The organism is Actinomyces bouchesdurhonensis, assembly GCF_963540955.1.
Taxonomy (GTDB): domain Bacteria; phylum Actinomycetota; class Actinomycetes; order Actinomycetales; family Actinomycetaceae; genus Pauljensenia; species Pauljensenia bouchesdurhonensis.
The window spans coordinates 1-12,427 of record NZ_CAUTSL010000009.1 but is presented as its reverse complement, the minus strand read 5'-3'; the positions used below and the strand labels follow the sequence as shown (position 1 = coordinate 12,427).

Here is a 12,427-nt window from a genome sequence, read left to right as displayed (position 1 = left end):
GGGGCGCGCGCCCACCATTGGAGAATCGTGACAACCGAATCAACTATGCCCGTGGCTCCTGCCGCGTCGCTTTTGTTCCAAGCACCCGTGTTCCAGGCCGCCCCCGAAGTGGCCACGCCTATCGTCGGCGAAGGATCCGAGCCTCAGCGTCGGCGTGCCTCCACCGCCCCCGAAGAGGAATCGGCTCCACGTGAAGAGACCTCCAAGCGTCGCCGCCGTTCCAAGAAAACGGAGGAGGCGCCGGTGGCCGCCGAAGAGGATGTTTCCGCCGGTGAGGGCGAGGAAACCCCTGTCGAGCCAAAGACTCGGCGCCGTCGTCGCCCCAAGAAATCCGACGAGGCCTCGGCCGCTTCCGAAGACAACGCCGAGAAAGCGAACGTAGCCTCACGCGAGACCGACTCAGTCGACGAGGAGGACTCCTCAAGTCGTCGTCGCCGCCGTCGCCGCGCACGTTCGGCTGCTTCGTCCTCGTCCGAAGAAAACTCCGATCCGGTCGATCAGGTGCAGGCTCTGAAGGGTTCAACCCGTCTGGAGGCCAAGAAGATGCGCCGTCGTGAGGGGCGTCGCGAAGGCCGTCGCCGCCACTCGATCTCCGAGTCCGAGTTTTTGGCTCGCCGCGAGTCCGTTGAACGCACGATGGTCATCCGCGACCAGGACGGCCTGGACCAGATTGCGATCCTGGAAGATGGCCTACTGGTTGAGCACTACGTTGCGCGGCGTACCCAATCCTCGATGGTTGGCAACATCTACCTGGGTCGCGTTCAGAACGTCCTGCCGTCGATGGAAGCCGCGTTCGTTGATGTTGGCCGTGGTCGTAACGCTGTGCTCTACGCCGGTGAAGTTAACTGGGATGCCGTCGGCATGGAGGGCAAGCCTCGCCGCATTGAATCCGCGCTGAAGTCCGGGGACCCCGTCCTCGTTCAGGTGACGAAGGATCCAATCGGACATAAGGGCGCCCGCCTGACCTCTCAAATCACTCTGGCGGGACGCTACCTGGTCCTCATTCCCGGCGGCTCCATGATGGGCATCTCCCGCAAGCTCCCGGATAAGGAACGTGCCCGCTTGAAGAAGATCCTCAAGGCCGTCGTGCCTTCCGGTTCCGGCGTCATCGTGCGTACCGCCGCGGAAGGTGCGACGGAGGAACAGATTCGCGACGACGTCGCGCGCCTGAACCGCCAGTGGGAGGACATTGAGAAGAAACGTACTTCCACGAAGAGCGCTCCAACACTGCTGCGCGGTGAGCCAGAGCTTGCTGTGCGCGTCGTGCGCGACATCTTCAACGAGGACTTCTCCAAGCTCGTTATCGAGGGGCGCGACACCTACGCGACCGTCAAGGAGTACGTGGATGAACTCAGCCCCGAACTCTCCGATCGCGTCGAGCAGTGGGTGGGCACTCAGGATGTGTTCCATGCGCATCGCATCGATGAGCAGCTCGCCAAGGGCATGGATCGTAAGGTCTGGCTGCCCTCGGGTGGTACCCTCATCATCGACCGCACCGAGGCGATGACCGTCATCGACGTCAACACCGGCAAGTTCATCGGGGCCGGCGGTACTCTCGAGGAGACGGTTACCCGCAACAACCTGGAGGCGGCCGAAGAGATTGTGCGCCAGCTGCGTCTACGCGACATCGGCGGCATCGTTATCATCGACTTCGTCGACATGGTGCTCGAGTCGAACCGTGACCTCGTGCTGCGCCGCCTGGTGGAGTGCCTGGGCCGCGACCGCACGCGCCACCAGGTCACCGAGATCACCTCGCTGGGGCTCGTGCAGATGACACGCAAGCGCGTGGGTGAGGGGCTGGTCGAGGCCTTCTCTACCCCATGCGAGGCATGCGAGGGTCGCGGATTTATCGTGCACCATCACCCCGTTGAAAACTCTGGATCTGATTCGTCGTCGAAGTCTTCTAATAAGGCTTCGAAGAAACAGCAGAAGAAGACGGAGAGCCACCATATCGAGGATCGTGTGGATCACGAGCGCGCGAAGGAAGCCCTGAGCGCCATCGCCGCTGCCTCAACCCGTAAGGATGACGAGGCCTCGGCACGCAAGGAGGGGGCCGCCCAGAAGCGTTCCCCTCGCCGTGTGCGCGCCGAGTCCGGTGACGTGACATCTGCCCAAGAGGTGAACACACCAGTAACCGACCAGTCCGCATCGAAGGATAACGCGTCGGACGCTCCCGATGTTCAAGTACCCGCGGATCCTGATGCGCAGACCGCCATGGACAGCGGAGTGAAGCGTCCTCGTCGTCGCCGTCGCGTTGCGGAGACAACACCGATGCCCGACCTTCCGATCTACATTGACCTGCCCGATCCAGTTGAGTCTGCAGATCAGGTGCCGGTGCCGCTCAAGGATGCTTCCGACATTCAGCTGCCCGAGCAGCATGAGAAGGCACCTGCTACCCGCAGGCGCACTACCCGCAAGGTAGCCACGGCCTCGTCTGCTGAACCAGCTGAGGCTCCTGCTGTACCTGCTGAGCGTCACGTCGAGGATGATGCATCTACCGCCGAGGTCTCACCTGCCGAGGTTTCTGCCCCGCAGCTCCGCCAGGATCCCACGGCGCGCAAGGCTCGCAAACATCGCGCGGTCGCTTCCACAGGCATTGTTGAACCCGAGGCTGCCCCCGCCCCGATCGTTGTCGAGCTACCCGCCCGCGCCGAGGTTGTTGAGTCGTCCATCCCGACGCTCTCGACCGATGACATCCGGCTGCCGGAAGCGTCCGACCAGCCACGGGCCAAGCATCGCCGCCGCGTCGTGTCAACGGGCATCGTGGATGCGGGATAGTTTTTCTGGGAGAGAGGGATGACCGGATGGCCTTCCCTCTCTCGTGGGGGTGTGGAATCGCACAGCTATTCCGCCAATTCGTCAGTCGTGCCGGGTTGCACTCGGGCGCGTCAATCAGCTAGATTTGATCGTCGGCGCAACAAGCGCCAACGGGATCATGAGAACTTCGCAAGTCCTCGGCAGTTTCGAGGCGAGATCCCGGTTACGAATACGAGAAGAGATGAGCTCCAACGTGGTCTACGCGATCGTCAAGGCTGGCGGCCGGCAGGAAAAGGTGTCCGTCGGTGACGTCGTCGTCGTCGACAAGCTGGCAGAAGAAATCGGTTCGAGCATCGAGCTCCAGCCGCTGATGCTGGTGGATGGCGACGCCATCACTGTTGACGCAGCCAAGCTGGACAAGGTTTCCGTCAAGGCTGAGGTTGTCGACTCGGCCAAGGGCCCCAAGATTTCCATCATTAAGTACAAGAACAAGTCGGGCTACCGCAAGCGCCAGGGACACCGTCAGAAGATGTCGGTCGTCAAGATCACCGAGATCGCCTGAACCCGACGTTCCTACGAGCAGAAAGTAGCAACTGATGGCACATAAGAAGGGCCTTGGTTCCTCCCGTAACGGTCGCGACTCGAACGCACAGCGCCTCGGCGTGAAGCGTTACGGCGGCCAGCTAGTTAACGCTGGTGAGATCATCGTTCGTCAGCGCGGCACTCACTTCCACCCGGGCGACGGCGTTGGCCGTGGCAAGGACGATACCCTATTCGCCCTGCGCGCGGGTGCGGTCGAGTTCGGTCGCAAGCGCGATCGCAAGGTTGTCAGCGTTTCGCCGGTCTCAGCCTGAGACCGAGCGCACGAAGGGCGTCCGGCGTTGCCGGGCGCCCTTTTCACTATCTTTCTTGGCAGGAGGAGTTCCAGTGGCAGACTTCGTGGACCGCGTGACTCTGCACGCGGCGGGTGGTCACGGCGGTAACGGCGTCGCCTCGATTAAACGTGAAAAGTTCAAACCGCTGGCAGGCCCCGACGGCGGGGATGGCGGTAATGGTGGTTCAGTCATTCTGGAGGTCAGTGAGCAAGAAACAACGCTGCTGAACTATCACCGTAAGCCTCACCGTCGCGCTGACAACGGTACGCCAGGCATGGGTGATTTCCGTCAGGGTAAGACAGGCGCGGACATCGTCCTACCGGTTCCCGAAGGAACGGTTGTGAAGTCGATGTCGGGTGAGCTACTCGCTGACTTGACGGGTGTGGGTGCGCGCTTCGTGGTCGCCGAGGGCGGTCGTGGAGGTTTGGGTAATGCTGCGCTGGCGTCCAAGGCCCGTAAGGCTCCCGGTTTTGCTCTGCTGGGCGAGCCGGGTGAGGAACGCGATGTGATCCTCGAGCTCAAGTCCGTCGCGGATGTCGCCCTCGTCGGTTTTCCTTCGGCGGGCAAGTCTTCGCTGATCGCCGCCCTCAGTTCGGCGCGCCCGAAGATCGCTGATTATCCTTTTACGACCCTCGTGCCGAATCTTGGCGTCGTGTCGGCGGGGGATACGCGCTACACGGTCGCCGACGTTCCCGGCCTGATCCCCGGCGCGTCCCAGGGACGAGGCCTGGGCCTGGATTTCCTGCGTCACATTGAGCGCTGCGCCGTCATCGTGCACGTCCTGGACACGGCCGCTTTCGAGACCGACCGCGAGCCCGTGGAGGATCTGCGCATCATCGAGGCCGAGCTGGCCTCCTATCAGGGCGACCTGACTCAGGTCGAGGGCTACGTGCCGATCATGGAGCGCCCCCGCGTCATCGTCCTGAACAAGATCGATATTCCCGACGGGCGAGACCTGGCCGAGATCACGCGTCCCGACCTCGAGTCGTTCGGCTGGCCGGTCTTCGAGGTGTCCGCCGTGTCCCATGAGGGACTCAAGCAGCTGTCGTTCGCGTTGGCAGCCATCGTCGAAGAGGAGCGCGCGAAGCGCCCCGCCCTCGAGGCCGCTCGCCCCGTCATTCGCCCCAAGGCGGTCGGGCGCAGCGTGGAGATCACGGTGCGCAAGACCCGCAAGGATGGGGAAGAGGTCTACCAGGTGCGCGGCGACAAGCCGGAGCGCTGGGTGCGTCAGACGGACTTTTCTAATGACGAGGCCGTGGGATACCTCGCGGATCGCCTGAACGCCGCGGGCGTAGAGGACGAGCTGATGAAGGCTGGTGCTTTCGCCGGTGACACGATCGTGATCGGTGATTTGGATGGTGGTGTCGTCTTTGATTGGGAGCCGACACTGACAACTGGGCCTGAGCTGCTTGGCTCGCGTGGCACCGACCTGCGTTTGGAGCGCAATACTCGACCGAGTCGTAAGGAGCGTCGCGAGGTGTACCACCAGGTCATGGATGCTAAGAGTGCGGCTCGCGACGAGTTGTGGACCGAGCGCGAGGCCGGCCATTGGACGGATGCATCGGATCAGTCATGAGCGGAGTGTCCGGCGCGCACCGTATCGTCGTCAAGATTGGGTCGTCGTCCCTGACACGCGAGGACGGTGGTCTTGACCTGAATCGCATCGATGCTGTTGCACGCCTCGTGTCTCGCTGGCGTGGGCACGAACGCGAGGTCGTCATTGTTTCCTCCGGCGCTGTCGCTGCAGGTCTCGATCCGCTTGGTTTTTCGTCCAAGCCGAAGGATCTGCCGAGCGTGCAGGCTGCAGCTGCGATGGGACAGGGGCTCCTCATGGCGCGTTGGACGGCAGCGTTCCAGGCCCATCACCTGGACGCTGCTCAGGTCCTGCTGACAACAGATGATGTCATGCGTCGCGACCACTACACGAATGTGCGTGCTGCCTTGACACGCCTTCTTGGCCTCGGTGTTGTACCGATCCTGAACGAAAACGACGCTGTCACCACCCGTGAGCTGCGCTTCGGAGACAATGACCGCCTCGGAGCCTTGATCGCGCAGATGATTCAAGCCGACGCGCTGGTGCTCCTCACTGATGTTGACGGCCTGTACACTGCGCCCCCGGATCACCCCGGCTCCCAGCTGATCGAGACAGTTACCGGCGCGGATGACCTGATGAGCGTCCTTGTGACCGGCGCAGGTTCGCGCGTGGGCACGGGCGGCATGGCGACGAAGGTGCAGGCCGCAATGCTGGCGACCACCAGCGGTATCGGCGTGCAGCTCGCCAACGCGGATGCTCTTCAGGCGGTGCTGGCGGGTTCGTGCGTGGGCACGTGGTTTGAACCTTCCCACGAGCGTCCGGCTTCGCGCCGCCTCTGGATCGCTCACGTGGCTCCCTCACGCGGCGAGATTGTTGTCGATGAAGGCGCTGCGCAGGCAATTACGGTTGGCAAGAAATCATTGTTGGTTGCCGGCGTGCGCGCCGTACTGGGACACTTCGACGCAGGCGACGTCGTGGATGTTGCCTGTCCAACAGGCCTCGTTGCGCGCGGCCTCTCGGGGTATGACTCTGACACGCTGTCCGAGATAGCTGGTTGTGGCACTGTGGAGCTGGAGGCTGCGGGTCACGAACACCCCAGGCCGGCGATCCACCGCGACGATCTTGCGGTGTTGGGCGACGCATTTTCGACGATGAGTACAGACTGAGACGGTCCGATCCCCCCTCGTGTGACATGATGAACGGGTGGATACTGCTGCAGATATTTCCCAGGTGACGGATGCCGCACGTGAGGCGGCACGCCTCCTCGCAAACGCAACGACTCATGCGAAGAACCGGGGGCTCGAGGCCATCGCGGCGGCTCTTGTTCAGCGCACCGACCAGATTCTGTCTGCGAACGCCGAGGACATGGCGCGTGGTCGCGCGGAACAGATGAGCGAGGGGCTACTGGATCGTCTGGCGCTGACCCCTGAACGCATTCGAGGCATCGCCGCGGCTGTTTGCGAGATCATAGCCCTGCCTGACCCGGTTGGCCAGGTTGTGCGTGGAATGCGCACAGACATCGGCCTGCGCGTCACCCAGGAGCGCGTTCCCCTGGGTGTCGTCGGCATCATCTACGAGGCCCGCCCCAATGTCACCGTCGACGCCGCCACCCTGGCGCTCAAGGCAGGCAACGCTGTGATTCTGCGCGGTGGTAGCGCAGCCCAGTCCTCGAACCACGTGCTCATCGATGTGTGCCGTGACGCTTTGACTTCCGTTGGTTTGCCCGCCGATGCGATTCAGACGGTCGACCGGTGGGGGCGCGCGGGTGCCCGGGCGATGATGCGGGCGCGCGGACAAATCGACGCACTCATTCCCCGCGGGGGAGCGGGCCTCATTAACGCCGTCGTCGAACAGTCGCGTGTCCCCGTCATCGAGACGGGCACTGGCAACTGTCACCTGTACGTCGACGCCTCTGCGGATCTCAACGCTGCCGAAGCAATCGTCATGAACGCGAAGACACAGCGTGTGGGAGTGTGTAACGCGGTGGAAACCTTGCTGGTCCACGCCGACGTGGCACCGCGTTTCCTGGTTGCGGCGATCACTCGCCTGACCGCCGCGGGGGTGACAATCCACGCCGATGCTGCCACCCGCGCCATCGTCGATGGCCAAGCTTCCATCGACTCGGAGATGATCGTGGAGGCAACGAAGGTCGATTGGGAAACCGAATACTTGTCGATGGACTTGGCTGTGCGCGTCGTCAGCGGCGTCGAGGATGCAACTGCGCACATCCGCCGCTACTCGACCGGTCATACTGAGGGCATCGTCGCGTCCGACGTCGCCGTTATCCGCGCCTTCCGGGAGGGAGTCGATGCTGCTGCTATCGCTATTAACGCCTCGACCCGCTTCACTGACGGTGGCCAGCTGGGGCTGGGCGCCGAAGTGGGTATCTCGACGCAGAAGCTACACGCGCGCGGACCTATGGGCCTCGCCGAGCTGACCACGACCACGTGGATTTACGAGGGGGAAGGAACCGTTCGCCCGTGAACACGCAGGAGCAAGAATCAGCACAGGCCTCGAACGAGGAAGAGATCGAGAGGACCACCGAGGCGACCGCGGGCGCAACAGCAGCCCCAGCCTCGCCCCAGCACCCACCGCGCGCCCTTCGTCGGAGGCGGGCAATCGGCATCATGGGTGGCACCTTCGACCCTATCCACCACGGGCACCTCGTTGCCGCCTCCGAAGTCATGGACGTGTTTGGACTCGACCAGGTCGTGTTCGTTCCCGCTGCCTTGCAGCCCTTCAAAGCGGGACGACGCGTCACTTCGGCTGAGCACCGCTACCTGATGACCGTCATTGCGACTGCCTCGAACCCGCGTTTCGCGGTTTCCCGCGTGGACATCGATCGCGGAGGCACAACTTTCACGATCGACACACTCGCGGACCTCGCCACGGAGTACCCGGATTCGGACTTCTATTTCATCACAGGCGCCGACGCCCTGGCGCAGATCGCGCAATGGAAGGACGCCGAGAGGCTCTTCGAACAGGCGCACTTCATCGGTGTCACCAGGCCGGGGCATGACCTCTCGGATTCCCCCTTGCCTGGCAGATCCGTGTCCCTGCTCGAGGTGCCCGCCATGGCGATTTCATCAACTGACTGCCGTTCGCGCGTCGAGGAGGGTAAACCCGTGTGGTATCTCGTGCCCGACGGCGTCGTTCAATACATCAACAAGTACGGCCTCTACAGGTCCTAACCGAGGAGAACAGTGAGCCTTCCCGACCCTACTTCAGATCTGGTGACGCTGGTCGCTCGTGCAGCCCACGACCGCGGTGGTATCAACCCTGTCTTGGTTGATGTCACCAGCAAACTCGCCCTGGCCGACGCCTTCGTCGTCGTATCCGCGCCGACCGACCGGCAGGTGCGGGCAATTTCGGAGGACATCATGGACCGCGTGTGGGCGGAGCGCGGGCGCCGTCCCGACCACATTGAGGGCCGCGCCGAGGGGACATGGGTACTCCTGGACTATTCGGAGTTGCTCGTCCATGTGCTATGCGAGGATGAACGCGAATACTACGCGCTCGAACGCCTGTGGGGTGATTGCCCAGCCGTTCCGATCGACGTGGATACCGACCAAGCCCGCGCGGCCGCGGCCGCGCGGGCGGCTGCCCACGGCGCGGAGTCGGCGCAATGAGTGCCTCACGCATCGTTCTGCTGCGTCATGGACAGACGGACTTTAACCTCGAGCGTCGTTTCCAGGGGCACATCGATAAGCCTCTGAACGATGTGGGCAGGTCCCAGGCGGCGGGTGCTGCAGGCGTACTCGTGAGTCGCCTGTGCGAGCCGAGCGCGGAGGTCGGTATCGTGACTGCTGAGACAATGCCCGTAGACGATAATGGGGGAGTACGCATCATCTGCTCGCCTCTGGGGCGAGCCTGCGAGACTGCACGCATTCTCCTTCGAGTGTTTGACATTGCGGGATACCCCGCTGAAGGTCCGTTCGCCGACGAGAGGCTTACGGAACGTTTCTACGGCACCTTCGAGGGGAAAACCTACGAGGAGATCGCCTCCGAGCAACCTGAGGCATATTCGCAGTATCGTGCGACTGGTGAGTGTGAGCGCGCCGACGTTGAGCGTTCTGAGGTCGTGGGGGAACGTATACGCGACGCGGTCGTGGAGGCTGCGGCCGCGTGCCGTTCCGATCAATCGCTCATTGCTGTCTCCCACGGTTCCGCAATTGCGAGGGGTATCGTCTCTCTGCTCGGACTTGACCCGGCTGTTTTTAATGGGTTGCGTGGCGTCGATAACTGCCACTGGTCGGAACTTGTGCCCGTCGGTATCTCGACCGCGAAGAGTGCGGCGCGGACGGGTTGGCGCCTGGCATCGCACAACATCGGTGCGCGTGAGGACGTCCTGGGTGCCTAGACGCTGTCTTGGGCCTATCCATCTGCCTCTGCGACTGATGACAGTCAGTGTGATCAGGGACATGTAATCTGATTTGCGTATTCTTCATGGAGTCCGCTAATATTTATCAGGTCGCCGGGGCGACGAACTGAATAAAGGGGCTATGGCGCAGTTGGTAGCGCGCTTCCATGGCATGGAAGAGGTCGGGGGTTCGAATCCCCCTAGCTCCACCGAAAATCCGACACTCGCGTAGTGGGTGTCGGTTTTTTGTCTATTCAGTCATCTGTTGCGGGATGGGCCTGTGGGGGAGTGTGGCTTCATGTAATGGCGCCTGGCCTGCGTGGCTCTGGTGGGTTGTGGGACAAACCAACACATTTGTCCATCCTCCAAGTTGGTGCCCATCGACTTCAGGGCCGACTTCGTGGTACTGGCAAGCCGACAAGTTGTCACAAAACCAACGCGTTTTGTTATATGAGCACACTATTGCGTGTCTCAACCGGCTTTTCGCATTGTGGGGTGAGTAGTGTCGCGCATAGTGGCGTAAGTACGTGGTGATCGGCCTGTTGTTCTGTCGGTCAAGCAGGAGAGTTTAATGTGTCTCCGAATACCTAAAAAGTTAGGCTGCAGTCACAGTTGGACTTTTGGTCCGGTAAGTAACTGGGCGGTAAATATAACGATTTGGTATCGCTATGTGGAATGTTCAAGATCTGTCAAACCTCAAAAGGCCTGGAATTACGTATATTCATTGGTAATTGCTTACTGAAAAAAGTTGATTGTGAGCGTACCGCGTGGAAAGATTTACCTGTCTTTATTTCATAGTGTTAGGTCGATAGTCGATGTCGTTCCAGCTCACCCGAACCCACACCTCGGTCGTTCTCGCCGCCACAACGATCGCAGCCTCGCTCGTCGTAATTCCCTCTCTCGCTGAGGGGAATCACGCCAGCCAGGACGGATTCTGTGCGGCACTCACGGGCGCGGAGCCGCGCATTACATCTGAATACAACCCGCTTCTCGCCAGCTACGCTGCGGGCGCTGCGGGTGCCTCGACCCCCTCTGCGACCGGTTCTGATCGGGAAACTGAGCTGCGCGACGCTCTCGACGCCGCGAAGGCCTCACTCGCTGCCGCCCAACAGAGCGCTGTGAACGCTACGGCCTCCACGGCCGCCGACAACACGACGGACGTTGACACGGTAAGCCGCGCACTGGGCTGGGTTGACTGGTCGCAAGTCGACGATGCCACCCAGGCAAAGATTATCGAGGTGCTGGTCGTTCAGAAGATGAACGCCTATCGAGTTAACGCTGGTCTTCCGGAATTGGTTGTTTCGGATACGCTGACTAGCGACTCTCGTTCATGGAGCCAGCATATGTCCGATACAGACGACTTCAGTCACGATCCAACGTGGAAGTATTGGAACGGCGTGACCCTTGACGGCGGTGAAACCAGCTACGCTGGAGAGAATATCGCTTACAACTACCGCGAAAACTTCGGTGACAAATGGGGAGCTTACGGGACGACCAAGGACCCGATGCAGGCCGCGAATGCGCTCTTCGATCAGTGGAAGAATTCCCCTGGCCATGACAAGAACATGCTCGCTCGCAACAATGTTGTCGGCGTTGGTGTGTACATCGCCAAGCATGGCCAGTTCACTCGTATCTACGGGACTCAGAAATTCTATGCCATCTCTGGCAGCGGAGTTGATACCGCGCGCTTCCATACGACTGGCGATGCAGCCTCGGCCTACGGTTTCGACGGCGCGGCATTCGTGGCAGACAATACGAATTACGTGTCAGGCTTGGCTGGATCTGGTGACGAACAGCGTGCGAACTCCTGGCAGAATCTGGTCGGCGCCCTTCCTGGCGTAGTTCTTCCCGTCGATGTGAACCAACTTCCTACAAAGGCCGGGGCTGACGCTCCTGCGGCCACTGCAACCGCCTCCGCAGGCGCGCATGATGCGACAGTTGATAATCAGGCTGTCGCCGCTGCGCAAGCGAACGTTGATGCCGCACAGGCAGCATTGGAAGACTATCTAGCAAACCCGTCCAGTGAGCAGTCGCCGCAGAGTCTATCCGACATTGACGCCCAACTCGACACGACTGCCGATGCTATTGCAGCTGATACCTCCGTTCGCCCTGAAAAGGACGGCGGTGTGACGATGCAAGGGGCAGATCAGTCTGGCCGTTATCTCACGGCGGAGGAGTACCGCAACGCGGTAACGCGTTGCATGACGAGCGCCGGTTCCTACGATCCTGCCAAGCCCGCCGATCAGAAGAAGGACGTCCCGAATCCGTCGATCGGCCAGCCGACTCAGGAGCCATCGGCTCCGGCACCCGGCCCCTCGACCCCGGCACCCAGCCAGACCACCCCATCCACCCCCACGCCGTCGGCTCCGGCACCCGGCCCCTCGACCCCGGCACCCGCCCCCTCGGCTCCAGCACCGGCATCGGATGAAGGCACGAATCCCTCCAACGTACGTGCGCAGACCCTCGCAGCGACGGGTTCATCCGCCGTGTGGGTTGCGGTTGGTGCAGTGGCTGTCCTAGTCGCCGGCATTGGTGCGCTCGTCGCGTCGCGGCGTGCTAAGAACTGAAATAGTTCGCGGTAAGAGAGGCCCGTCTTCGTGATGAACGAAGACGGGCCTCTCTTTGTGTGTGTGATTCGGTGACGTCACTGAGAGATACAGCTATTCACCGATGGGCGATCAGATCAGCGAACCGTCGCTGGCGAACTGGTACCAGGTGCCGTTGATGTAGGCGGGACCCGTCACCATCTTGCCGGAAGACTGCAGGTAGAACCAGGTTGAGCCGAGCTTAACCCAGCCGGTGACCATGGCGCCGGACTCGTTCAGGAGGTACCAGTCATCACCGATCTTGGTCCAGCCGGTGACCATCTCTCCCTTGTCCTTGAAGTAGTACCAGGTGCCG

Annotated in this window: 10 protein-coding genes, 1 tRNA gene and 1 pseudogene; 11 read left to right on the top strand and 1 reads right to left on the bottom strand. The window is 61.8% G+C overall.

What is annotated here, in order from left to right:
* The first annotated feature begins 45 nt into the window (after positions 1–45).
* The 11 genes from RYL44_RS02700 to RYL44_RS02650 all read left to right on the top strand — a co-directional run bounded on the left by RYL44_RS02700 (position 46) and on the right by RYL44_RS02650 (position 12,093).
* Entirely contained in the window at positions 46–2,778 is a 2,733-nt protein-coding gene (locus RYL44_RS02700; RefSeq protein ID WP_390883773.1) for an Rne/Rng family ribonuclease, read from the top strand.
* Positions 2,779–2,998: 220 nt separating this feature from the next.
* On the top strand, positions 2,999–3,319 hold the full coding sequence (gene rplU / locus RYL44_RS02695) for a 50S ribosomal protein L21 (RefSeq protein ID WP_021610652.1): 321 nt from the start codon (positions 2,999–3,001) through the stop codon (positions 3,317–3,319).
* 34 nt (positions 3,320–3,353) lie between these two features.
* A complete protein-coding gene (gene rpmA / locus RYL44_RS02690) occupies positions 3,354–3,611 on the top strand; it encodes a 50S ribosomal protein L27 (protein ID WP_016461852.1) in 258 nt (85 codons plus the stop codon).
* 73 nt (positions 3,612–3,684) lie between these two features.
* Complete coding sequence (obgE, locus tag RYL44_RS02685) at positions 3,685–5,208, top strand: GTPase ObgE (protein WP_276740978.1); 1,524 nt, start codon at positions 3,685–3,687, stop codon at positions 5,206–5,208.
* Positions 5,205–6,332 carry a glutamate 5-kinase gene (gene proB / locus RYL44_RS02680; RefSeq protein WP_314975016.1) on the top strand — a complete coding sequence of 376 codons (1,128 nt, stop codon included), beginning with the start codon at positions 5,205–5,207 and terminating at the stop codon, positions 6,330–6,332. The genes obgE and proB overlap by 4 nt, the downstream gene beginning before the upstream one ends.
* A gap of 37 nt (positions 6,333–6,369) precedes the next feature.
* On the top strand, positions 6,370–7,650 hold the full coding sequence (locus RYL44_RS02675) for a glutamate-5-semialdehyde dehydrogenase (RefSeq protein WP_314975015.1): 1,281 nt from the start codon (positions 6,370–6,372) through the stop codon (positions 7,648–7,650).
* Positions 7,647–8,357, top strand: a complete 711-nt coding sequence (gene nadD / locus RYL44_RS02670; protein ID WP_073983498.1) for a nicotinate-nucleotide adenylyltransferase — start codon at positions 7,647–7,649, stop codon at positions 8,355–8,357. Before RYL44_RS02675 ends, nadD begins: the two co-directional genes overlap by 4 nt.
* 12 nt (positions 8,358–8,369) lie before the next feature.
* On the top strand, positions 8,370–8,795 hold the full coding sequence (gene rsfS / locus RYL44_RS02665; protein WP_314975014.1) for a ribosome silencing factor: 426 nt from the start codon (positions 8,370–8,372) through the stop codon (positions 8,793–8,795).
* A complete protein-coding gene (locus tag RYL44_RS02660) occupies positions 8,792–9,526 on the top strand; it encodes a histidine phosphatase family protein (protein WP_073983500.1) in 735 nt (244 codons plus the stop codon). The genes rsfS and RYL44_RS02660 overlap by 4 nt, the downstream gene beginning before the upstream one ends.
* 136 nt (positions 9,527–9,662) lie before the next feature.
* Positions 9,663–9,735 (top strand) — tRNA-Ala (locus tag RYL44_RS02655).
* 606 nt (positions 9,736–10,341) lie between these two features.
* Entirely contained in the window at positions 10,342–12,093 is a 1,752-nt protein-coding gene (locus RYL44_RS02650) for a CAP domain-containing protein (RefSeq protein WP_314975013.1), read from the top strand.
* Positions 12,094–12,204: 111 nt separating this feature from the next.
* Here the strand turns inward: RYL44_RS02650 and RYL44_RS02645 are convergent.
* Positions 12,205–12,427 (bottom strand): annotated as a pseudogene (locus RYL44_RS02645) (hypothetical protein); the annotation flags it as partial.